We start from the raw sequence: 23,424 nt of genomic DNA, 5'->3' as shown, positions 1-23,424 counted from the left end.
GTTGGCTCCGGGAATGATTGAGGTGCGACAAATTTGGATACGGTACTTGGGCTATCTGTGACACCGGCAGCCGTCGGGTGGGTCCTCGCTGAAGGGCACGGTGCCGACGGTGCCATCCTTGACCACCGCGAAGCGCAGTTGCGCGACGGCATGCAGGGCGGTCCCGGGTTGCGTGCCGTGAGTACCGCCCAGCAGGTCATGGCCGAAGTGTTGCGGGCCCGCGAGACCGCCGTCGCGGACAATCACCGGTTGCGTGTCGTCGGCATGACGTGGAGCGACGAGGCCTCGGCCCAGGCGGCGCTGCTGCTGGAAGCGCTCACCGATGCGGGGTTCGACAACGTGGTCCCCGTCCGCCAGCTCGACGCCGTCGAGACACTGGCGCTGGCGATCGCGCCGGTGATCGGTTACGAGCAGACCGCCGTATGCATCCTGGAGCGTGAGTGGGCCACCGTCGTCATGGTGGACACCCACGACGGTGAGACGCAGACCGCCGTCAAGCACGTACGCGGCGGCTACGACGGGCTGACATCCTGGCTCACCGGGATGTTCGACCGCAGCACCTGGCGCCCGGGTGGTGTAGTGGTGGTCGGTTCCCAGGCCGATGTGAGCGACTTCTCCTGGCAGCTGGAAAAAGTTCTGCCGGTACCGGTCTTCGCGCAGACCATGGCGCAGGTGACCGTCGCCCGCGGCGCCGCCCTGGCCGCCGCCCAAAGCACCGAATTCACCGACGACGAACTGCTGCCGGACACCTTGGCGCCCGTTGCGGTGACACCAGCGCGGTCACGGCAGTACGCCGGCGCGGCGACCGCCCTGGCAGCGGCCACGGTCACCTTTGTGGCATCGGTCTCGCTGGCCATAGGCCTGCAACTGGCGCCGGGCAAGGAGTCCGCACCCACCCCGCACAAGTCGACGACGCCCATGGCCGAGGTGGCTTCCTCACCGGTTCCACCCCCCGTGCAGGTGATCCCCGTGTCGACGGCCCAGGCTCCGGTACAGCAGGAACCGGTGCGTCTCACCGCCGGTGAGCAGGGTGAGGAATCCGCGCCGGACACTCAACCCACCGGCGCGGTGCCCGAACCGGATCCGGCCAACGGCCCACTGCGGCTCAGTAGGGTGCTCGAACACATTCCGGGGACCTTCGCCGAGCCCGGACGGCCGCCGGAATAGCAGTCAGGCCTTGCGCCGGGTGGCGGTGAAGGACACCGTCACCTCGTCGGCCACCTGCAGCGATCCCATCAGCAGTGAGTACGGCTTCACGCCGAAATCGGACTGGCGAACCGTGGACTGCAGCGACAGGCGCCACGAGTCGGCGTGCTCCTCGGTGCGCAGCTCGACGGCGTGTTCGCGCTGCTTGCCCCGGATCTCCAGGACCCCGTTCAACCGGTAGCCGGCGTCGGTCTTGGCGATGGTACTCGCGTTGAAACGGACCTCGGGAAATTTATTGGCGGACAACGATTTCAGCGCATTGGAGCGAACCAGCGCCTTTTCCGGACCGGACAGGCCCTTGACGCCGCCTTCCCCGCGCACCACCTCCAACGAATCCACCTCGACCACGAGCGTTGCCGTATCAGGTTGACCACCAACCCAATTCACGCCTGCCTGCCACCGGGTCAACGCGATGGTCAGACGGTGGCCCATCCGCGCCGCGCGACCGGCGACCCCGGTGTTCAGGGTCAGCTCACCGTCGGCAGGACCAAACGTCCACGAGGCATTCTTGTCGGTACCCACGGGTCAGACGGTGAGGACGGTCCGGTAGTGCGCCCGACCTTGCTCCAGCGCTGCGTAGCCGTCGGCGGCCGCCGCCAGCGGCAGCTCTTCAGTCCATGCCCGAACACCGGAGACGACGGCGAAATGCATGGTCTCCTCGATGTCTTTGGCCGTTCCCGACGGATGACCGATCACGCTGATCCCGCCCATGATCAGCTGTACCGGACTGATGGGCAGCGGCTCCGGGGTCACCCCGATGATGACCAGTTCACCCTGGGGGAGCAACCCGCCGACCGTGTCACCCATGGCCCCCGAGTTGCCCGCCGTGGCAAGCACAACCGTTGCGCCACCCAGTTCACGCAGCGCTTCGGCGACGTTGCCGCTCGTCGAGTCGATGTAGTGATGGGCACCCAGTGTCTTGGCGTCCCGCGCCTTTCCGGTGCCGCGCGCAATCGCGATGGTCTCGAAACCCATTGCCCGGGCGAACTGCACGCCGAGATGACCCAGACCGCCGACACCCAGAATCGCCACCCGGTCACCGGGCAGTGCCCTGGTGTGGCGCAGCGCGTTGTACGTCGTGACTCCGGCACAGCCCATGGGGGCGGCTTCAACATCGCTGAGCCCGGCCGGAACTCGCGCCAGCGCCGTAACCGGGACCGTCACCGATTCGGCATATCCACCGGGATACTGCCAGCTCGGAACCTTCATATTGGCGCAGTGAATGACATTGCCCTTGCGGCAGGGATCGCAGTGGTTGCAGTTGCCGCCGAACCAGCCGACCGCGACCCGGTCACCGACCGCGAACTCCTCCACACCGTCGCCGAGTTCGGCTATGGTTCCGGCGATTTCGTGGCCAGGGGTCAATGGCCAGGACATGTCGGGAAAGCCGCCGTTGACGAAGTGCGCGTCGGTGCCACAGATGCCGCAGGCGGTGACCGCTATGCGTACCTCGTCGCGACCGGGTGGTGTCGTCTCGACTTCGTTGAGTTCCAAAGGTGCGCCCACTGACTGCACGTGGACGGCCTTGTGCGACGGCATGCGTATCCCCATTCGTTGTGTCTGTCCCCGTGCTTTGGGCGTGTCCATTGTCGGTGTCAGTGTGTCACGGGGCATTGCCGACCGGGTGCTGTTCCGACGGTGTGGTAATCGACCTGCCAGTGCTTTATCCCGTTGAGCCAGCCAGAACGCAACCGCTCGGGCTGGCCGACCGATTCCAGGTTCGGCATGGCGTCGGCGATCGCGTTGAACATCAGATCGATCGTCATGCGAGCGAGGTTGGCACCGATGCAGTAGTGCGCGCCGGTGCCACCGAATCCGACGTGCGGGTTGGGGTCGCGCTTGATGTTGAATGTGAACGGGTCTTCGAACACGTCCTCGTCGAAATTGGCTGAGCGGTAGACCATTACCACCCGCTGACCCTTCTTGATCTGCACCCCGGACAGCTCGTAGTCCTGCAAGGCGGTGCGCTGGAACGAGGTGACCGGCGTGGCCCAGCGGACGATCTCGTCGGCCGTGGTGACCGGTCGCTCCCGCTTGTACAACTCCCATTGGTCCGGGAAATCGGTGAACGCCATCATGCCCTGCGTGATCGAGTTGCGGGTGGTCTCGTTGCCGGCCACCGCCAGCAGGATGACAAAGAAGCCGAACTCGTCGTCGGTGAGTTTGTGGCCGTCGACGTCGGCCTGAACCAGTTTCGTCACGATGTCTTCGCCGGGGTGCTGAGCCCGGTCGGCAGCCATCTGCATGGCGTACATGATCAGTTCCACCGAGGCGGTGATGGCGTCGTTGGTGGCGAACTCGGGATCCTGGTCACCCACCATCTGGTTGGACCAGTGAAAGAGTTTCATCCGGTCCTCTTGCGGCACCCCCAGCAGCCCGGCGATGGCCTGTAGCGGCAACTCGCAAGACACCTGCTCGACGAAGTCTCCGGAACCCTGCGAAGCCGCTACTTCCACGATGCGGCGCGCACGTTCGGCGAGGTCGTCGCGCAAGCGCTCGACGGCCCGGGGAGTGAAACCCCGGGAGATGATCTTGCGCAGGTGGGTGTGCTGTGGGGCGTCCTGGTTGAGCAGAACGAACTTGCCCCGTTCGATCTGCTCACCGACGGTGCCGTCCTTGTAGCGGGGCAGGGCGGTCTTGGCCAGGCTGGAGAAGACGTCGCTGCGCCGGGAGATTTCCTTGACGTCGCGGTGTTTGGTCACTACCCAGAAGCCGCCGTCGTCGAACCCGCCCACTCCGTAGGGCTGCTCGTTCCACCAGATGGGTGCGGTGCGCCGTAGTTCGGCCAGTTCCTGCACCGGCAGACGCTCGGCGTGTATGTCGGGGTCGGTGAAATCGAACCCGGGCGGCAGGTTCGGCCTGGCTTGCGGTTCGGCTGGCGTCGTTGACAATGCCTACTCCTCGTAACCGTCTTCACTGGTCGTCTGGTGCTATTAATTCATTGCTACACCGCGGTTGGGAAGCATGGAAGCAGAAGACACGAAGCAGAACTGAAACGTGTTCACCGGGCGCTTGATGCCGAGGCCCATTGGCGCGTCGATCCCGTATTCCGTGATTTGCGGCTCGATGCCTACACCCGTCCAGCGGCGGCCCGTCTGCGTCAACCACCAGCGAAGCCGCACAGCAAATAGTGCCGTTGTGGTATTGCAAACCCTACGTTGCTCAGTCGCGTGACCGGGCAAACAGAAGCGACCGTCCACGCCGGCGGCGGACGTCGCTCGCCGATACGGCCTTGTGGCGGCTGCAGCAAACGTTATGCTCTTTGAACAAGGCACCGGTGCCAGGAAAGGACGAGCGAAAGACATGATTCGCGAACTACTCGCCGCCGCCGCGATCACGGGTTCGGTGATCGGAGTGGCGCCGGTCGCCAGTGCCGATAACGGACGTTGGGAGGGCGACGTACCGGGGATGAACTACGACGCCTCGCTGGGCGCGCCATGTGACAACTACGAACGCTTCATCTTCGGACGCGGCCCCAGCGGCCAGGCCGAGGCCTGCCACTTCCCGCCGCCCAATCAGTTCCCGGCCGCCACCACCGGATACTGGGTCATCTCCTACCCGCTCCGCGGTGTCCAGCAGATCGGTGCGCCCTGCCCTGGTCCGAAGGTTGCGGCCCAGTCGCCGGCCGGTCTGCCGATGCTGTGCCTGGGCGCACAGGGCTGGCAGGAGGGGTGGTTCACCGGAGCCGGGTTCTTCCCGCCTGATCTGAGCGACTGACCCGATGGCGGACGCCCCGATTCCGCGATGGTTGCGATTCGTCTTGGCGTCCGACCGTGCCGGGTCCGCGTGGTACATCGGCACCGGATTCTTCTTTGCCCCGATACTGGCTGTGGCGTCACCGTGGCCGACGGTGACCGCGGTGCTCTGGTGGATCATCGGACTGGCGGGGTTATGGCTGGGCCTACTGGGAATAGCGATGGCCGCCGGGCTGGCCCGGGTGTTACGGTCCGGCGGCGAGATCCCCGAGGACTATTGGCGCACCCTCGTCGACTACTGACGGCCACCACCTACAGTCATACCCAGCTGTCACGTCCAACAGCAGCCCCGAATAGGAGATTTACCATGGCCTTCGATCCCAAAGATGCCGTCGACGCCGTCCGCGACATCGCCACCAACGCCGTGGAGAAAGCGTCGGACATCGTCGAGCACGCCAGCGACATCATCCGCGGCGACATCGCCGGGGGCGCCAGCGGAATTGTGCAGAACTCCATCGAGATCGGTACCCACGCCGTCGACCGGGTCAAAGAGGTCTTCACCGGCAAGGATGACGACGAACTGGACTGAGCGCCCGGCTTTCGCGGATGCTCAGCCTCAGATGGCGGCGGCGGTGTTGAGTTCGTCGAGCCGGGTAGTGGCCTCGAGGTACTCCTGCACCCAGCGCTCGATCACCGCTGAGGTCTTTTCCACTTTCTGGAACTGACCGACGACCTGTCCGACCGGGTTGAAAGCCACATCGACGGACTCGTTGGGATACCGGTTGGTGGCCCGCACGGCCATCCCGGAAACCATGTACTGCAGCGGCATTCCCAGCGGCTTGGGGTTGTCCGGGTGCTCCCACGCCTCGGTCCAGTCGTTGCGCAGCATGCGGGCCGGCTTCCCGGTGAACGACCGGCTGCGCACGGTGTCCCGGCTGCCTGCCTTGATGTAGGCCTGCTGCTGAACCGGGGTGTTGGAGGATTCCTCGACCATCAGCCACTGCGAACCGGTCCACGCACCCTGCGCGCCCAGCGCCAGGGCCGCGGCGATCTGCTGACCGCTGCCGATGCCGCCGGCGGCCAGGACGGGCACCGGCGCCACCTCTTTGACCACCTGAGGCCACAACACAATCGAGCCGACCTCGCCGCAGTGACCGCCGGCCTCACCGCCCTGCGCGATGATGATGTCGACGCCCGCGTCGGCGTGCTTGCGGGCCTGCGACGGCGAACCGCACAGCGCCGCCACCTTGCGCCCTTCGGCGTGAATGTGATCGATCATCTCCGCGGGGGGAGTGCCCAGCGCGTTGGCGATCATCGTCACCTTCGGGTGCTTGAGTGCGACCTCGACCTGCGGGGTGGCGGTTGCCTCGGTCCAGCCCAGCAGCTGCAGGCTGTCACCATCGCTGTCTTCGACGGGGACGCCGTGGTCGGCGAGGATCTTCTTGCCGAAGTCCAGGTGCTCCTGCGGCACCATCTTGCGCAGTGTGTCGGCCAGTTCCTCGGCCGACAGGTGGGAGTCCATACCCTCGTACTTATTCGGGATGACGATGTCGACGCCATAGGGGTGGTCGCCGATGTTCTCGTCGATCCAGTTCAGTTCGATCTCGAGCTGCTCAGGGGTGAAGCCGACAGCGCCCAGTACGCCGAAGCCGCCGGCCTTGCTCACCGCGACGACGACATCGCGGCAGTGGGTGAAAGCGAAGATCGGGAATTCGATACCGAGTTGATCGCATAAGGCGGTATGCATGCCTACTCCTGTGGGGCGCGGGACCGACGCAAAAATTGAAACGTGTTCTAGTTTAATACCAGTCTTGTCGACAAGGCCAGCCAGGTCTTGTGTGTTGCGACTAGGCCCCTTCAGATCACCAGGCCGTACGCCACCCACAGCACCAGGAATGCGAGCATGCAGGCAAAGCAGACGAGGTGATCGCGGCACACGGCGCGCGCCAGGCGGCTCTGCACGGCCGGCGGGTCAACACGACCGCCCAGACGAACCGCGGTGGGTACGGTGTGCGCCAGTGCCAGCCCTACCGGAACACCCGCCGTCCCGGCCGACGTGAGCAGCAGCCAGCCTGGGCCGTTGCCGTGCACCGCTTCAAATGCCAACGCGCTCAACAACATCACCATCACCAGTCCAATCAGCCGGCTCATCGGCCGAGAGGTGGTGGTGGCGCGGCGATAGTAGCCCGAAATGGAGGCCAGCACGGTTTCGGGCAGGTCGGCGCCGTTGCGGTGCCCGAACACCTGCACATCGAAGATCAGGTCCATCCACAGCACGGCGAGCAGAAACCCACTGCAGGCGGTCAGGAGCGGTGCCATCTAGTGCCCGCCTTCCGTTGTCGCGGCCGGGGAGCTAACCGTCGCCGGCCCGCCGTCGCTCGATCATGCGCCAGGCGAACAGGGCGGTGCCCAGCACGAACGCGACCAACAGGGACTGCAGCACGCCGATCGCGAGAATGTTTGCGTCATACCCACCTGCCTCGTCCAGGCACTGAAAGGCCACGCTGGTGCTCGACCGGCCGGACTTATCGGTAACGCGCGAGGCGGTGTACGCCAGGTCGGCCCCGCCGCGGCAGACGATTGGGCTTGTCCACCCAGCGGTGGCCGGGACGACCGAGGTCACCGCCGCGGCGCCCCCCACGCAGATCCCGAAGAGCAGTGCGACCTTGGCGGCGGTCTCACCGATGCGTTCCCTGCGGCGCGCACGCTGGGCGCAACGTGCGCGGTGGGGATCGAACGTTGCCCCCGACGACGCCCGCAACGCCGCAGCCACGGCGTCGGCGATGCGTTCTTCCGGGCCGTCACGCTCCACGGAGAGATCGTCGCACGCACCGGGGCAGGCGGACACCCTTGAACCGGGTATGGCACCGCGGGTACCGTAAGGCTGCCAATTACGAAACGAAGCGTAGCGTAATTGCGACCCACCGAAAGGACCGCACCAGATGCGCAGCCGGTACGCCGGGGAACCCTTCACCACGTCCACGCCGGACGTCGCCGCGGCACTGCAGGATGTCAGCATCCCGACGCTGCTGCTGTCGCTGGTGCACATCACCGGCGACCCGCGCTTCATCCGCGACTTCAAGCAGATGGGCCTTTTCCTCAACGAGGTGCAGGGATTCATGTCCGAGGAGGACAAAGCCAGGGCGCGGGCCGAGGCGCTGCCGGTGCTCACCGACTACCGCGATCGCGGCTGTCCGGAACCGGCGCCGCTGAGTGACGACCTGATCCGCGAGATGCTCGACTGGGCGGCCTGCGAGCACGTTCCCGATGACTATCTGCCGCTGGCGCGCGAGGAGATGGACCTCGAGGGAGTTGACCCGCGCCGTCCCGTGGCGTTGCCACCCGAAAGCATGGCCGGCTTCCCGGTGGTGGTGATCGGATGCGGTGAATCCGGAATCCTGGCCGGAATCCGTTTGCAGCAGGCCAACATTCCGTTCACGATCCTCGAGAAGAACGACGGGCCCGGCGGGACCTGGTGGGAGAACAGCTACCCCGGCGCGCGGGTCGACGTGGCGAATCACTTCTATTGCTACAGCTTTGAACCCAACAACGACTGGACGCACTTCTTCGCCGAGCAGCCCGAGTTGCAGAGCTACTTCACCGCGGTGATGGCCAGGCACGATCTGGACGTTCATGTTCGGTTCGGCACCGAAGTTCTCGGTGCCGAATGGGATGACGTGAAAGCCGTGTGGAACGTGTCGTTACGCGGTCCCGACAGCGTGGTCAACACGATCCGGGCGCGGGCGGTCATCACGGCGGTCGGTCAGCTGAATCGACCCTACGTTCCCGATTTCGCGGGAGCCGCCACCTTCGCCGGGCCGTCGTTTCACTCTGCGGCCTGGGATCACTCGGTGGACCTCACCGGCAAGCGCGTCGCCCTTGTCGGCGCCGGTGCCAGCGGGTTCCAGATCGCTCCGGCGATCGCCGGTCAGGTCGAGCACCTCACGGTTTTCCAGCGCACCGCGCAGTGGATGTTCCCGAACCCGATGTATCACGACGAGGTCGGCGAGGGCGCGCGCTGGGCGATGCGACACCTGCCGTATTACGGGCGGTGGTACCGGTTCCTGCTGTTGTGGCCGGGTGCCGACAAAGGACTGGACGCGGCCCGCAGCGACCCGAACTATGCCGGTCAGGACTATGCGGTCAGCGACATCAACGCCGCGGCACGCATGATGTTCAGCCAGTGGATCACCAGCCAGATCGACGAGGGCTCCCCGGAATTGCTGGCCAAGGTGATGCCCGACTACCCGGCCACCGGCAAGCGCACCTTGCAGGACAACGGCAGCTGGCTGCGGACCCTGCAGCGCGACGACGTCGACTTGGTCCGCGCACCGATCGAACGGATCACGCCGAGCGGCATCGTCACCGAAGACGGTGTCACACACGACGTCGACGTGATCGTCTACGCCACCGGCTTCCGGCACACCGACGTCCTGTGGCCGCTGAAGATCATCGGCCGCAATGGAATTGACTTACGCGAGTGGTGGGGCAGCCGGCCCTACGCGCACCTGGGCATCACGGTGCCGGGATTTCCCAATCTCTTCCTGGTCTACGGGCCGGGTACGCACCTCGCACACGGCGGCAGCCTGATCTTCCAGTCGGAACTGCAGATGCGCTACATCAACCGGTGCCTGCAGCACATGGCCGAGCATCACATCGTGGCACTGGAGCCCACCGCCGACGCGGCCGAGCGGTGGCATCGCCGGACCCAGGCCGAGATCAAGAAGATGGTGTGGTCGCACCCCGCCGTCAAGCATTCCTATTTCAAGAACGCCGACGGGGAGATCCACACCGTCAGCCCGTGGCGCCTGCACGAATACTGGGCGGCGGTGCGGGAACCGGTCTGGTCCGATTTCGTTCTGCGACAGGAGAAGTGAATGCGTACCGTAGTCATCGACGGGCCCGCCAGCATCCGGGTCGAGACCCGGCCCGACCCCGCGCTCACCGGACCGGACGGTGTGATCGTCGCCGTGAGCGCCGCCGGCATCTGCGGATCAGACCTGCACTTCTACGAAGGCGACTATCCACTGCCCGAACCGGTGTCGCTTGGTCACGAAGCCATCGGCACGGTGGTTGAGGCCGGCCCTGACGTTCGCTCGGTCAAGGTGGGAGACGACGTGTTGGTGTCCTCGGTGGCCGGCTGCGGTGCGTGTCCCGGGTGCGCGACCAATGACCCCGTGATGTGCCACTCGGGTCTGCAGATCTTCGGCGGCGGCGCGCTTCCCGGCGCTCAGACCGATCTGCTCGCGGTACACGCCGCCGACTTCCAGGTGCGCAAGATTCCCGAGGGCATCACCACCGAGCAGGCGTTGCTGCTCACCGACAACCTGGCGACCGGATGGGCGGCGGCACAGCGGGCCGACATTCCGCTGGGCGGCACGGTCGCGGTGATCGGTCTGGGCGCGGTCGGCCTATGCGCGTTGCGCAGCGCGTTCGCCCAAGGTGCCGCAACCGTTTTCGCGGTCGATCGCGTCGCGGGGCGGCTGCAGCGCGCCACCGGTTGGGGTGCCACCCCGATCGCCTCATCGACCGTGGAGTCGATCCTGGCCGCTACCGGAGGGCGTGGCGCCGACGCGGTGATCGATGCCGTCGCGACGGACGCGTCCCTGACCGACGCGCTGTACGCGGTCCGGCCGGGCGGCACTGTTTCGGTGGTCGGCGTCCATGACCTGCAGCCGTTTCCCTTCCCGGCATTGGCGTGCCTGATTCGCAGCATCACCGTGCGCTGGACCACCGCACCGGTGCAGCGCACCTGGCCGGAGTTGATCCCCCTGTTGCAGTCCGGCCGCCTGGATGTCGACGGGATATTCACGACGACACTGCCACTGGACGAGGCGGCCGAAGGCTACGCGACGGCGGCGGCGCGATCCGGGTCTGACGTCAAGATTCTTTTGAAGCCCTAGCCGGGTGTGGCAGCATGGCCTCTATGCGCTGTGCCGCAATCCAACTCGAAGCGGTGCCGGCCGACGTCGACGCCAACCTGGCCAGCGTTGAGCAGTTGGTCGAGGAGGCGGTTGCTGCCGGTGCGCAGACCGTCGCCCTGCCGGAATTCTTCACCACCGGTATCGGATTCTGGCCCGAGCTGGCCGATGCGGCGCTGCCGGTGGATGGCAAGGCCACCGAACTGCTGGTGGCTCTGGCGCGGCGCCACGAGGTGATGATCGGAGGCTCGCTGCTGGTGCGGGACGACGACGGCGATGTCCGCAACGCTTATCTGGTCGTGACGTCGGACGGCGTGGTGGGCCGGCATGACAAAGACCTGCCGACCATGTGGGAGAACGCCTTCTACGTCGGCGGCCATGACGACGGCGTCATCGAGGTCGGCAACCTGACGGTGGGCGCGGCGGTGTGCTGGGAGCTGATGCGCACCCAGACGGCACGTCGGCTGCGTGGCCGGATCGATCTGGCGATGACCGGTTCGGGGTGGTGGTCGATCCCGGACTGGTGGCCGCGGGCGGCCTTTCGCCGGATGGAAGAGCGCAATGCGTCCACAGCCCGGCGGGCGGCCGCGTCCTTCGCCGGCTACGTGGGTGCCCCGGTCCTGCACGCGGCACACGCGGGCGCTGTGCGGTGCCGGATGCCATGGCTGCCCTTGGGATATGCGGGTCGGTTCGAAGGCGGCACCATGATCGTGGCGGCCGACGGCAGCGTCCTGGCCGCGCGCGCCGAGGGCCGGGGGGTCGTCGTCGCGGACGTCGCGGTTGGGCGTCGTGAGCCCAGTTCAACGGTGCCGGAAAGGTTTTGGTTGCATCACCGGGGAGCGCTGCCGTCAGCGGTATGGCACTACCAACGCATGCACGGCCGGCGCTACTACCGACGCCACGTCGCGCGCGCCGCGTTCGGACCGGTCAACGGGTCGCCGTGACGTATTGCGAGCGCATGAAACCGTCGATTTTCACGTCGACGGCGGGCGGGGTCAATCCGTAGCCGGCCTGCAGGTTCAGCGTGTTGCGGACGGGCTCGACAGACCATCCGTGATCCCTGAGCCACTGCGCCGGATCAGCGGGGTTGCCGTAGGTCAAGGCGGAGAAGTCGACATCGCCGGACATGTTGACGCCGGGGTGCGCTTGTTCCAGTTCGGCGAGTTGCTCGTGGTCCAGACGAGATCCCAGGGCGCCCAGGGCGAGCCGGCTTCCCGACGCGCTGTTCTCGTGGATCTGGGCGAACAGGTCTTCTTGGGCATCGCCGGTCAGGTAGGGCAACAGACCCTCCACCGACCAGGCGCTCGGGACCTGCGGGTCGAAGCCGGCCGCGGCGAGCTGAGCGGTCCAGTCGGCGCGCAAATCGGCTGCGACCTCGACCCGGCGCGCCTTGGGCTCGGCGCCCATCTCGCCGAGCACGCGCGACTTGAACTCCAGCACCTTCGGTAGGTCTACCTCGAAAACCGTTGTGCCCGAGGGCCAGTCAAGGCGATATGCCCTCGAATCCAGCCCGGCGGCGACGATCACGGCTTGGTCGATACCGATTTCGCCGGCGTTGGTGAAGAAGTCGTCGAAGAATCGGGTTTGCACGCCATACAGACGCGGGAAGGTGGTTTCGTCTGCTGAGGTCCCGGGATTGGTGAGCAATCCGGTGAGGTACGGGTCGCCGGCCGCGGTGATGAAATGCTGCGCGAATTCGTCGCGGACCAGCGGCCGCGCGCTCAGGGCGTGCACCGCACGCCAGCCCGCGACGAGCAGTGCGGTGTAGCCGACGCCACTGACGATGTCCCACTGGTCGTCGTCGGAACGCAAAGATCCGAATTCCGGCCCTGATTCAGGCCCTGATTCAAGCGGAGTCATACACCCGAACGTACCCGTCAGAGTTCGAGCAACAAGGTCACCGGGCCGTCATTGGTCAACTCCACCTGCATGTGCGCGCCGAAGGTCCCCGTCTCGACGTGCGCACCCAGGTCGCGCAGCGCTTCGGCGAAGGCGGCCACCAGGGGCTCGGCCACCGCCCCCGGCGCTGCGGCGTTCCAGGACGGCCGGCGGCCCTTGGCGGTGTTGGCGTACAGGGTGAACTGGCTGACCACCAGGATCGGTGCGTCGACGTCGCAGGCCGACTTCTCGTCGTCGAGAATCCTTAGCGTCCAGAGCTTTTCAGCCAGGCGCCGCACCTGCTCGGGACCGTCGCCGTGAGTGACGCCGACGAAGGCGAGCAGGCCCTGTCCCGACGGCTTGATGGCGCCGACCACCTGGTCGTCCACCACCACCGCGGCCGAGACGACCCGCTGCACCAAAACCCGCATGGACTTCGATGCTGCCATGCCACGGCCGGTACGCTCGGCGGGTGTCTGTGCTCGTCGCGTTCTCGGTCACGCCGCTGGGTGTGGGGGAGAGTGTCGGCGAGATCGTCGCGGAGGCAGTCCGGGTGGTTCGCGAGTCGGGGTTACCCCACCAGACGGATGCGATGTTCACCGTCATCGAAGGCGACAGTTGGGCCGAAGTGATGGCCGTGGTGCAGCGGGCGGTGGAGGCGGTGGCCGCGCGGGCACCCCGGGTCAGCACCGTGATCAAGGCGGACTGGCGCGCCGGGGTGACGGACGCGATAACGCAGAAGGTGCGTTCCGTGGAGCGGCACCTGTCTGACGGCTGAGGCTGTCGGCAAGGCCTGCCCGGCGCGGGAGGCCATGGACGGTATAGCCGGCAGTCAGTTGATTGTCGCTCGAATGGGGTAGCTTGACGCGGACCGGGGAACTCGCCCGGCTTACAGGAGGCACACACTATGGCTTACTTCGTCACGAAGCCGGCTGGGAACGCATGACTGCGGGGCAGGGCGGTGCGGGAGGACGGGGCGGCGCCGGTGGCGCCGGCGGCCGGGGCGGTGCCGGTGGCCGCGGCGGCGATGGCGGCCGAGGCGGCGACGGCGGCCGAGGCGGCGACGGTGGCCACGGCGGCGACGGCGGCGAGCCCGGCCTTGGCGGTGCCCCCGGCGAGGGCGGCCAAGCGGGCGGCGACGGGAGGCCCGGTCAACCAGGGCAGCCGGGACAGCCGGGACAGCCGGGACAGCCGGGACAGCCGGGACAGCCGGGTCAACCTGGTCGGGTTGACGGCGAATAGCGGGTAGCGGCCAAGCCCCGTTCCCAACCGGGGCTTCGGTCGGGACACATGTGCGGATGCGCTTTGACCGGTTCGCAAATCACCTGAAATTCAATTGATCGATACGGTCAATTTTGCCGTAGCGGCTGGTAATAGTTGTGGGCACATTTTTGCCCATCGGGTCGCCAGTCGGGAGCCACACGATGTCATTCGTGATCGCAGCACCGGAATTGTTGACAGCAGCAGCAGCACAAGCGGCGGGTATCGGCTCGTCATTGACTGCGGCCAATTTCGCCGCCGCAGCGCATACCACCGGACTGCTGGCCGCGGCCGGGGACGAGGTCTCGGCCGCGGTTGCCGAGTTGTTCTCCGGCCACGGTGTGGCTTATCAGTCACTGAGCGCCCAGGCGGCTGCATTTCAGTCGCAGTTCGTGCGGGCGTTGAGCAACGCGGCATCGTCCTACGCGACCGCCGAGGCCGCCAGCACCACGCCGTTGGGACTCATCGAAGAGGGCGTGCTGGGGGTGATCAATGCTCCGACCAACCTGCTGCTAGGGCGTCCGCTTATCGGAAACGGCACCAACGGCGCAGCCGGGACCGGCCAGAGCGGCGGAGCGGGTGGGATCCTGTGGGGCAACGGCGGTGCCGGCGGATCGGGCGCGCCCGGTGGGCCCGGCGGTGCCGGCGGCGCGGCAGGACTGATCGGCGCCGGCGGAGTGGGCGGTGCCGGCGGAGTGGGTGGCGGGGTGGGTGGCACCGGCGGCACGGGCGGATGGCTCTGGGGCAATGGCGGTGCCGGCGGGGCCGGCGGGATCGGGGCGATCGGCACCAACGGCGGTGCCGGCGGCAGCGGCGGCAGTGCACTGCTGTTCGGCAACGGCGGGGCCGGCGGCACTGGTGGCGCCGGCGGGGCCGGCGCCGTCGGTGCTGCGGGCGCCGCGGGCACCGCCTTTGTGGCGGGCGGCCCCGGGGGACCGGGCGGTGGCGGCGGGAATGCCGGGGCAGGCGGGACCGGGGGCAATGGCGGCGTCCTGTACGGCTCGGGTGGTGCAGGTGGGCAGGGCGGGGTTGGCGGTGCGGGTGGAGTCGGCGGCGTGGGCGGCGCCGGTTGGGACGCCAACACCGACGGTGCAAACGGCGGCGCCGGCGGCAACAGTGGCACCGGGGGCGATGGCGGCAACGGTGGAATGGGCGGTGCCGGCGGACGCGGTTCGGCCCTTTTCGGCACGCAGGGGGTTGCCGGCGACGGCGGGGCCGGCGGTGTCGGCGGAAACGCCGGGGCACCCGGCGATGGCGGTACCGGTGGCATCGGGAACGCCACCACCCTTGCCGGTAAGGGCGGCAACGGTGGCGATCCCGGCAATTTCGGACTGGGTGGTAGCGGTGGTGCGGCTGGTGGCGCTGGTGCCCGCGCCGGAGCGAACGGGGTCGCGGGCACCATCATCGCGGGTAACGGCGGCAATGGCGGTGCCGGCGGCCACGGCTATGACGCCACCGCTGCTGCTCCGGGCACCTCCGGGGGCAACGGCGGCGCGGGCGGGAACGGTGGCAGCTACGGCAACGGCGGAATCGGCGGTGCCGGTGGTAATTCGGCGCCGGGTTCCGGTGCCGGAGGCAACGGCGGAGCGGGCGGCAGCAGCGGATTGATCGCCGGGATCGGCGGCAATGGCGGTGACGGCGGTGACGCCGCCGGCACCGGCGCCGGTGGCAACGGCGGCACGGGTGGCGGCGGCCAGAGCCTCGGCCCGGGCAACGCAATCGGCGGCGACGGCGGCAAGGGCGGCACCTCGGGTAGCGGTCGCGGGGGTAACGGTGGCGCCGGTGGCACCGCCACCAACTCAGGAACCGGAGACGCGATCGGCGGTGCCGGCGGGGTGGGCGGTACTGGACCTACCGGCGGTGGCAACGGCGGAAACGGCGGCACCGCAACGAACAACGGCACCGGAAACGCGACCGGGGGCGCCGGAACCGACGGCACCAGCGGCGGCAATACCGGGACCGGCGGCAACGGTGGCACCGGCGGGAACGCCGTGATCAACAACGCCGTCGCCACGGGCAAGGCCGTTGCCGGTGATGGTGGAGCCGGAGGCAGCGGCGCCGCCGGCGGCGGTGCGGGCGGCGGCGGCGGTAGCGCCAGCAGCACGTCAGCCACCGTCGACGTCACCGGTGGCGCCGGTGGCGACGGTGGCAGCGGTGGCACCTCCGGCAAAGGCGGAATCGGCGGAACGGGTGGCGACGGGGACATCACGAACGCCTCTGCTACGGGAACGGCCATCGGTGGCGGTGGCGGTGCCGGTGGTAACGGCAGCGTAGGCGGTTCGGGCGGCGGCGGCGGTAGTGCCCGACTGATTATCGGAGGTTCCGGCAAAGCCATTGCAGGTGCGGGCGGAAACGGCGGCGACGGCCCCGGTGGCGGTGGCGATGGCGGTACGGGCGGTGGGGGAGACTCTGCGAACGCCAGTGGGATCCTGATCGGTGGCGACGGAGGAAAAGGCGGCAGCGGCGGGACAACAGGCAACGGCGGCAACGGCGGCAATGCCGGCAGCATGCATCTCTTCGGGAGCACCGCCACGGGCAACGTGACCGGCGGCAACGGCGGTGCGGGTGGCGACGGCACCGTGGGCGGCAACGGGGGCAATGGAGCGGTCGTTTCCAACGATGGAACCGGATCCGCTACCGGCGGCGCCGGCGGGGCCGGCGGCAACGGCACCACCGGTGCCGGCGGCAAAGGCGGTGACGGAGCCCTCGCCGTCGCTGCGACCGGATCGGCCATCGGCGGCGACGGCGGGACCGGCGGCAACGGCGCCGGGGGCGGGGCCGGCGGCGGTGGCGGCCAAGCGACCGTTTCCAGCGCGGCCGGAGTCGGCAGCGCCAGCGGGGGTGCCGGTGCAAACGGCGGCACCGGCAGCACCGGATCCGGCGGCAGCGGCGGCAATGGCGGTTTGGCCAGCAATACCGGTACGGGGCCGGCCAGGGGCGGGACCGGTGGCGACGGCGGGGCCGGAGCCACCCTCGGCGGCAACGCCGGCGCAGGTGGCTCCGCGTTCGTAACCACGGCGGCCGGCGGCAACGCCGCCGGCGGAGACGGCGGAGCCGGTGGGGTCGGTGGCACCTTCGGGGGGCAGGGCGGGGGTGGCGGTCAGGCTTCGAACAGCGGAGTCGGCACCGCCGCCGGCGGCACCGGCGGCGCTGGCGGCGCCGGCACCGCCAACAACGGCGGCCAGGGCGGCAATGGTGGCCTGGCCACGATCGTCAACGCTGCCTCCACGGCTACCGCTACGGGCGGCAAGGGCGGGATCGGCGGAGACGGCGGCGCCTTCGGCGGGGTCGGCGGGAGCGGCGGCAACGCGTCCACCACCGGGACCGGCAGCGTTGTCGCAGGCAACGGCGCGGCGGGCGGTCAGGCAGGTACGGCCGCCGGCGGCGACGGCGGCAACGGCGGCACCGCCACCATCAGCAATTTGGCCTCCGCCGGCGCCGCCACAGCCGGCAATGGTGGAGCCGGTGGCACCGGCGCCAACGGCGGCAACGGCGGAATCGGTGGTTCGGTGACCACCAACGGGACCGGCAACGCCACCGCAGGCGCCGGGGGAGCGGGCGGCACAGGCACGGCCGCCGGCGGCGGGCACGGCGGCCAGGGAGGCAACACGTCGATACTCAGCACGACTTCTAACGTCAGCGCCATCGGTGGCACCGGAGGGGCCGGCGGTGCGGGCGTGGACAACGCCGGCACCTTCGTGGGCAGCGGCGGATCGGGTGGCCACGCGTTGTCCAACAGCAGCCTCGCCACCACCACGGCCACTGGCGGCCGGGGCGGCGCAGGCGGTGCGGCCAGCAGCGGCGCTGGTGGCGGGGGCGGCGGCGGCGGGACGGGTACGCACGGCGGCGCTGGCACCGCAACGGGCGGCGAAGGCGGCGTAGGAGGCAGCGGTCCGGCCAGCGGCGGGGTCGGCGGCACCGGTGGTATTGCCGTCAACAGCGGCACCGGCAATGCGATAGGCGGCGCCGGAGCACTGGGCGGTACCGCCGGTAGCACCGGCACCGGTGGGTGGGGTGGGGACGGCGGTAGCGCGCAGAGCACGAATGCCACGTCCAACGGCACCGTCACCGCGGGCAACGGCGGCGACGGCGGCAAGGGCGGCGCCGGCGGGCGCGGTGGCGACGGCGGTGTCGCCACCCACGACGGAACGGGAAACGTGATCACCGGCGCAGGCGGCCAGGGCGGCGAGGGAACCGCCGGCGCCGGCGGCAACGGCGGCAACGGCGGCCTGGGCGCAATCGCCAACTCCCTGTCCAACGGTGCCATTACCGGGGGCACCGGCGGCAACGGTGGAAACGGCGTCAGCGGAGGCGACGGCGGCAGCGGCGGTGGCGGCGCGACCGCAGGCACCGGCAACTCCACGGGCGGTACCGGCGGCGCCGGTGGCACCGGAAGCACCGGGACAGGTGGTGCCGGCGGCATCGGGGGAACAGCGGCGATAGCCAACGTCGCTTCGACGGCTACCGTCACGGCCGGGGCCGGTGGAGCCGGTGGCAATGGGAGCTCCGGCGGCACCGGCGGCGATGGCGGTACCGGGTTCACCGAGGGCACCGGGCCCGCTATCGGTGGCAACGGCGGCGACGCCGGCGATAGCTCGGCCGACGGGATCAACGGTGGTGCCGGCGGAGACGGCGGAGATGCATCCTCGGCCAACGTTGTCAACGCCTTACCCGGCAGCGGCGGCGCCGGCGGCGCCGGCGGTCCCGGCGCATTTCCGGGTCCGTCGGGCCTGGATGGAACGGTTGTCTGACGGCCTGACCGCACTTGCGTAAGCCGTCACGGTGAGCGCACGCGCAGGCATCGTTGGTCACCGGCACCGAGGTTCTGACCGGACGGGTCCAGGACGCGGAGGTCAGCCAGGGTAGCCCGACCAGCCTGGCTGAAACGATTGGAACAGAACGAGCAACTGGGAAATACGCCGGCTGAGTTAGTCGACGTTTCCTACATTTAACGCCTCGTCGTCATTTCCGTAACACCGACTCCTCCGGAATGGTCGTCTGCGGCTGCGAGTAGTGGCGGCGACGGCCCGGTCTCGTTGGTTCGGAAGGCGCGGGCGACCCTGTGGAATGCGATGGTTTGACTGGCCCTGCGGACCGAATTGGCGAATACTTTTGAATGTGATTTGCGTATTGTGTGTCAGCCTGGGCTCGACACTTTCGCCAATGGCTGTACTTCGCCGTATTATATGAATTCAATTTGATCCCAAGTGTGCGTGGCGCTGCCGCATCGCGATCATCGGATGACGCGGATTCTTCATGGCGCCAGCGACCGACGCAATCCGCTGGCGCCGCAACGCGGTAGCGGTGGAAGATCACCTGAAGGTAACCTGCCGGCACCGGCCAGCTATAGCGTATGTCACTGTTAAACAACAGAACTCACTATCAGTGGAGCGGTCAATTGTGTCGCTGTGCTGCGACATGCCGCGGTTGCCCGGCCGGCGGTCGAGGTCTCGATGGCGAAGTATCCGCAGCAAGAATTGATGTGTCGCACGGTTGTTTTCGGTAGCGCATCCGCACAGGGCTGGTCAGTGCCTGAGAACTGAATTCATTCCAATCAGAGTGCGCTTCCCTCGTTTCGACAACCCGCGCGGAATCAATTCATCGTCGATTGGCGCCTGACACGGACCAAAGAGGCTCGGATAAGTCTTTCGCTGTTGGCCAATCCGGCATACGATCGGCCGGCCGATATAACCGACCGGGGGCTGTGGAGGTAACGATGTCCTATGTCCTGGCAATTCCGGAGATGCTGTCGGCGGCCGCAGCTGATGTGGCAAGCATCGGTTCGTCACTGAGCGCGGCCCAGATATTGGCTGCGGGTCCGACCACCGGGATGCTGGCCGCTGCCGGTGATGAGGTGTCGGCGGGAATCGCGGCTCTGTTTTCTGACCACGCCCGCCAGTATCAGGCGATCAGTGCGCGGGCGGCGGCGTTCCATGCGCAGTTCATCCGGGCATTGAACGCTGCCGGGGGTTCGTATGCGCTGGCCGAAGCAACTGGGGCCACACCGTTGCAGACCCTGGAAGAAGCCGTGCTGGGCGTAATCAATACCCCCACCAACGCGTTGTTGGGGCGTCCGCTGATCGGGCCCGGCACCGATGGGGCACCGGGTACCGGGGCAGCCGGTGGGGCGGGCGGGATTTTGTGGGGCAACGGCGGTAACGGGGGTTCAGGTGCGCCGGGGCTGGCCGGCGGGGCCGGCGGCGCAGCGGGGCTGCTCGGTGCTGGTGGTGTCGGCGGTGCAGGCGGGGTTGGTGGCGGCGCCGGCGGTGCCGGCGGGACCGGTGGGTGGTTGTGGGGTGATGGCGGGGCCGGTGGCGCCGGCGGAGTTGGCGGTGCCAGCGTCAAAGGCGGCGCCGGCGGACTCGGGGGCAGCGCGCTGCTGTTCGGCAACGGTGGGGCCGGCGGAGTCGGCGGGGCCGGGGCTGCGGGGACGCCGGGTGGTCCTGGCACCCCGGGCACCCCGGTATCTCCGAACGGGACCACCGGCATCGGCGGCAGCGACGGGGGCCCCGCCGGTACCGGCGGGGCCGGCGGCAATGCCGGGCTGTTATTCGGCGCCGGCGGCGCCGGGGGCGCGGGTGGGGTCGGCGGGGCCGGGGGCGCCGGCGGGTCTGGCGGCGATGGTTGGAACGCCACAACTCTGGGTGCCAACGGCGGCAACGGAGGCGACAGCGGCAACGGCGGCAGCGGCGGTTCCGGTGGGATGGGCGGTGCTGGCGGTAAAGGATCGTTGTTGTTCGGCGCTGCGGGCGTAAACGGCGACGGCGGGGCCGGCGGTGCCGGCGGGGATACCGGGGCGCCCGGTGACGGCGGATCTGGCGGGGCCGGCCCGAACGCAGCCACTGCAGGTGGCCGCGGCGGCAACGGGGGCAACCCCGGCTTGGTGGGCGGCGGCGGCACCGGAGGGGCGGCCGGCGGCGCCGGAGCGATGGCCGGCGCGACCGGTGTGGGCGGGGCCATCATCGCCGGCGGCGACGGTGGGACGGGTGGCGCCGGCTACAACGAAACCGTCAGCGGCAACGGCGGCCAAGGTGGGGCCGGCGGCGCTGGCGGCACGCACGGCAAAGGCGGCAACGGCGGGAACGGCGGCGATGCCGCTGGTACCGGCATCGGCGGTAACGGCGGGGCCGGCGGTAACGCCGGTTCTATGGCAACGGCAGCTACCGGCGGCAACGGCGGGGATGGCGGCAACGGAGCTGACACCGGCAGGGGCGGCAACGGCGGCAACGGCGGCAACGCAGTTCAGAACGCATCCGGGACCGCCACCGGTGGTCGGGGCGGCGCCGGTGGCGACAGCGGCGCCAACGCCGGTCCTACCAGCATCGGCGGAATTGGCGGCAACGGCGGTCTGGCACAGATCACCAACACCACCTCCACCGCCACGGCTACCGGCGGGGCGGGCGGGGCTGGCGGTGACGGCGCCACCAACGGCGGAAACGGCGGGATCGGCGGGGCCGCATTGACCGTCGGGATCGGAGACGTCGCACCCGGAACAGGCGGCGACGGCGGCACCGGTTCCACCGGGAACGGCGGCAGCGGCGGCACCGGCGGTAACGCAAACATTTCCAATGCCGCGTCGACCGCGACCGCCAAGGGCGGCGCCGGCGGCAACGGCGGCACCGGCAACAACAACTCATCGTTCTCGGGCCGCGGCGGGGCCGGTGGGAACGCGTTTTCCAGCAGCAACAGCGCTGCAGCAATCGGCGGCACCGGCGGCAACGGCGGCAACGCCACCACCGGCACCGGCGGCGGCGGCGGCACCGGCGGTCAAGCGTCCCACTCCGGGGCGGGCGATGCCTTCGGCGGGGCCGCCGGCACCGGCGGAACGGGACCCGGTGGTGGCGGGGCCGGCGGCGGTGGCGGTTCGGCGGTCAACGGCGGCACGGGGAACGCCACCGGCGGGGACGGCGCCGATGGCATTAGCGGAGGCCCCACCGGCATCGGCGGCAACGGCGGCAGCGGCGGTCTTGGACAGATCAACAATGCCGCATCTTTCGCCACGGCTACCGGCGGCAACGGCGGTGACGGCGGTGACGGCACCACGGGCGGAAACGGCGGCAGCGCCGGGTCGGCCTCCACCGCTGGGATCGGAAACCTCAGCTCCGGCGCCGGCGGCAACGGCGGCACCGGCACTACCGGCAAAGGCGGAAATGGCGGCTTCGGCGGTACTGCGTCGATCAGCAGCGCTGTCTCCACGGCCACAGCCACCAGCGGCAACGGCGGCACCGGCGGTGACGGCGCCACCAACGGCGGCAACGGCGGCAGCGCCGGGTCGGCCTTCACCACTGGGATCGGAAACGTCAACTCCGGCGCCGGCGGCAACGGCGGCACCGGCACCACCGGCACCGGCGGAAACGGCGGCACCGGCGGTACTGCGTCGATCAGCAACGCCGTCTCCATGGCCACAGCCACCAGCGGCAACGGCGGCACCGGCGGTGACGGCGCCACCAATGGCGGCAACGGCGGCACCGGCGGGTCGGCCTCTACCAGTGGGATCGGAAACGTCAACTCCGGCGCCGGCGGCAACGGTGGCACCGGCACCACCGGCGCCGGCGGAAACGGGGGCACCGGCGGTACTGCGTCGACCAGCAACGCCGTCTCCACGGCCACAGCCACCAGCGCCAATGGCGGCAACGGCGGTGACGGCGCCACCAATGGCGGCAACGGCGGCAACGGCGGAACGGCATCTTCCACTGGGACCGGGAACGTCAACGCCGGCGCCGGCGGGGACGGCGGCACCGGTACCACCGGGGGAAAGGGCGGCAACGGCGGTAGTGCATCGATCAGCAATGCTGCCTCCACCGCCACGGCCACCAGCGGCAACGGCGGTTCCGGCGGAGACGGCGCCACCAACGGCGGCAACGGCGGCAACGGCGGCAATGCGACGATCAGCAACGCTGGCTCCAAGGCCACAGCTACCAGCGGCAACGGCGGTCAGGGCGGCGACGGCGCCACCAACGGCGGCAACGGCGGCAACGGCGGATCGGCATCTTCCAGTGGGCTCGGAAACGTCAACTCCGGCGCCGGCGGGGACGGCGGCACCGGTACCACCGGCAGCGGAGGAAAGGGCGGCACCGGCGGCACCGCGCAGATCAGCAACGCTGGCTCCACAGCTGCGGCGACCAGCGGCAACGGCGGCGACGGCGGTGACGGCACCACGGGCGGCAGCGGCGGGGTCGGCGGTTTCGGGACCACCACCGGAGGTGGGTTCGGCACCGGTGGTGATGGCGGCAAGGGCGGCGATAGCTCAGGCAAGGGGATTAGCGGCGGCAACGGCGGCAACGGCGGCAATGCCAAGGCGGGCGTCGGCGGCACTCCGACACCGGGTGTCGGCGGTGGCGGCGGCACCGGCGGTGCCGGCGGTGCGGGCGGAATTACGGGCCTAAACGGCATCGTCGTGTGACCGTCCAGCTTGCCGAGCCTGGATCGACGTCGCGATGAAGTGTTGCTGACGCGGTAATAAA

At 69.1% G+C, this 23,424-nt stretch carries 19 protein-coding genes; 10 read left to right on the top strand and 9 right to left on the bottom strand.

Features of this window, described 5'->3' with window-relative positions:
• Positions 1-33 precede the first annotated feature (33 nt).
• Positions 34-1,167: a DUF7159 family protein gene (locus AC5Y7D_RS22115; RefSeq protein WP_499927717.1), complete on the top strand. Its 1,134-nt coding sequence runs from the start codon at positions 34-36 to the stop codon at positions 1,165-1,167.
• Positions 1,168-1,170: 3 nt separating this feature from the next.
• Here AC5Y7D_RS22115 and AC5Y7D_RS22110 read toward each other — a convergent pair whose 3' ends face one another.
• The 3 genes from AC5Y7D_RS22110 to AC5Y7D_RS22100 are packed head-to-tail and all read right to left on the bottom strand — an operon-like array spanning position 1,171 to position 4,097.
• On the bottom strand, positions 1,171-1,728 hold the full coding sequence (locus AC5Y7D_RS22110; RefSeq protein ID WP_499927715.1) for a YceI family protein: 558 nt from the start codon (positions 1,726-1,728) through the stop codon (positions 1,171-1,173).
• Positions 1,729-1,731: 3 nt separating this feature from the next.
• On the bottom strand, positions 1,732-2,745 hold the full coding sequence (locus AC5Y7D_RS22105; RefSeq protein WP_499927713.1) for an alcohol dehydrogenase catalytic domain-containing protein: 1,014 nt from the start codon (positions 2,743-2,745) through the stop codon (positions 1,732-1,734).
• Between the two features lie 56 nt (positions 2,746-2,801).
• Positions 2,802-4,097: a cytochrome P450 gene (locus tag AC5Y7D_RS22100; RefSeq protein WP_499927711.1), complete on the bottom strand. Its 1,296-nt coding sequence runs from the start codon at positions 4,095-4,097 to the stop codon at positions 2,802-2,804.
• 412 nt (positions 4,098-4,509) lie between these two features.
• Between AC5Y7D_RS22100 and AC5Y7D_RS22095 the strand changes: the two genes are divergently transcribed.
• The 3 genes from AC5Y7D_RS22095 (at position 4,510) to AC5Y7D_RS22085 (ending at position 5,490) form a co-directional block, all read left to right on the top strand.
• Positions 4,510-4,923, top strand: a complete 414-nt coding sequence (locus AC5Y7D_RS22095; protein WP_499927799.1) for a hypothetical protein — start codon at positions 4,510-4,512, stop codon at positions 4,921-4,923.
• A 4-nt stretch (positions 4,924-4,927) separates the two neighbouring features.
• Positions 4,928-5,203, top strand: a complete 276-nt coding sequence (locus AC5Y7D_RS22090) for a hypothetical protein (RefSeq protein WP_499927709.1) — start codon at positions 4,928-4,930, stop codon at positions 5,201-5,203.
• Positions 5,204-5,268: 65 nt separating this feature from the next.
• Positions 5,269-5,490 (top strand): Rv1893 family protein, encoded by a 222-nt coding sequence (locus AC5Y7D_RS22085; RefSeq protein WP_499927707.1) that lies wholly within the window; start codon positions 5,269-5,271, stop codon positions 5,488-5,490.
• 27 nt (positions 5,491-5,517) lie between these two features.
• On the opposite strand, the gene AC5Y7D_RS22080 is transcribed toward AC5Y7D_RS22085, so the two are convergent.
• The 3 genes from AC5Y7D_RS22080 to AC5Y7D_RS22070 form a co-directional block, all read right to left on the bottom strand.
• Positions 5,518-6,648 (bottom strand): nitronate monooxygenase, encoded by a 1,131-nt coding sequence (locus AC5Y7D_RS22080; RefSeq protein ID WP_499927705.1) that lies wholly within the window; start codon positions 6,646-6,648, stop codon positions 5,518-5,520.
• Between the two features lie 110 nt (positions 6,649-6,758).
• Positions 6,759-7,220: a hypothetical protein gene (locus tag AC5Y7D_RS22075; RefSeq protein WP_499927703.1), complete on the bottom strand. Its 462-nt coding sequence runs from the start codon at positions 7,218-7,220 to the stop codon at positions 6,759-6,761.
• 34 nt (positions 7,221-7,254) lie between these two features.
• Complete coding sequence (locus tag AC5Y7D_RS22070) at positions 7,255-7,713, bottom strand: hypothetical protein (protein ID WP_499927701.1); 459 nt, start codon at positions 7,711-7,713, stop codon at positions 7,255-7,257.
• Positions 7,714-7,843: 130 nt separating this feature from the next.
• Here AC5Y7D_RS22070 and AC5Y7D_RS22065 point away from each other — a divergent pair, with 130 nt between their 5' ends.
• The 3 genes from AC5Y7D_RS22065 to AC5Y7D_RS22055 are packed head-to-tail and all read left to right on the top strand — an operon-like array spanning position 7,844 to position 11,766.
• Entirely contained in the window at positions 7,844-9,778 is a 1,935-nt protein-coding gene (locus AC5Y7D_RS22065) for a flavin-containing monooxygenase (RefSeq protein WP_499927699.1), read from the top strand.
• Positions 9,779-10,804 (top strand): alcohol dehydrogenase catalytic domain-containing protein, encoded by a 1,026-nt coding sequence (locus tag AC5Y7D_RS22060; RefSeq protein ID WP_499927698.1) that lies wholly within the window; start codon positions 9,779-9,781, stop codon positions 10,802-10,804.
• 23 nt (positions 10,805-10,827) lie between these two features.
• Complete coding sequence (locus tag AC5Y7D_RS22055) at positions 10,828-11,766, top strand: carbon-nitrogen hydrolase family protein (RefSeq protein WP_499927696.1); 939 nt, start codon at positions 10,828-10,830, stop codon at positions 11,764-11,766.
• On the opposite strand, the gene AC5Y7D_RS22050 is transcribed toward AC5Y7D_RS22055, so the two are convergent.
• Both AC5Y7D_RS22050 and dtd read right to left on the bottom strand, forming a co-directional pair.
• Positions 11,750-12,682 (bottom strand): class I SAM-dependent methyltransferase, encoded by a 933-nt coding sequence (locus AC5Y7D_RS22050; protein WP_499927694.1) that lies wholly within the window; start codon positions 12,680-12,682, stop codon positions 11,750-11,752. The two genes, AC5Y7D_RS22055 and AC5Y7D_RS22050, sit on opposite strands and share 17 nt — an antisense overlap.
• Before the next feature lie 17 nt (positions 12,683-12,699).
• A complete protein-coding gene (dtd, locus tag AC5Y7D_RS22045) occupies positions 12,700-13,131 on the bottom strand; it encodes a D-aminoacyl-tRNA deacylase (protein WP_499927797.1) in 432 nt (143 codons plus the stop codon).
• 41 nt (positions 13,132-13,172) lie between these two features.
• Here dtd and AC5Y7D_RS22040 point away from each other — a divergent pair, with 41 nt between their 5' ends.
• Positions 13,173-13,478, top strand: a complete 306-nt coding sequence (locus AC5Y7D_RS22040) for an MTH1187 family thiamine-binding protein (RefSeq protein ID WP_499927692.1) — start codon at positions 13,173-13,175, stop codon at positions 13,476-13,478.
• Positions 13,479-13,612: 134 nt separating this feature from the next.
• Here AC5Y7D_RS22040 and AC5Y7D_RS22035 read toward each other — a convergent pair whose 3' ends face one another.
• A complete protein-coding gene (locus tag AC5Y7D_RS22035; RefSeq protein WP_499927690.1) occupies positions 13,613-13,990 on the bottom strand; it encodes a hypothetical protein in 378 nt (125 codons plus the stop codon).
• 134 nt (positions 13,991-14,124) lie between these two features.
• Here AC5Y7D_RS22035 and AC5Y7D_RS22030 point away from each other — a divergent pair, with 134 nt between their 5' ends.
• Together AC5Y7D_RS22030 and AC5Y7D_RS22025 are read left to right on the top strand one after the other, a co-directional pair.
• Positions 14,125-18,711, top strand: a complete 4,587-nt coding sequence (locus AC5Y7D_RS22030) for a PE family protein (protein WP_499927689.1) — start codon at positions 14,125-14,127, stop codon at positions 18,709-18,711.
• A 965-nt stretch (positions 18,712-19,676) separates the two neighbouring features.
• Positions 19,677-23,363 carry a PE family protein gene (locus tag AC5Y7D_RS22025; RefSeq protein WP_499927687.1) on the top strand — a complete coding sequence of 1,229 codons (3,687 nt, stop codon included), beginning with the start codon at positions 19,677-19,679 and terminating at the stop codon, positions 23,361-23,363.
• The last annotated feature ends 61 nt before the right edge of the window (positions 23,364-23,424 follow it).

Source organism: Mycobacterium sp. NGS49 (genome assembly GCF_059812565.1).
Note: the sequence above shows the minus strand (reverse complement) of the source record. Positions and strands in the feature narration are given on the sequence as shown.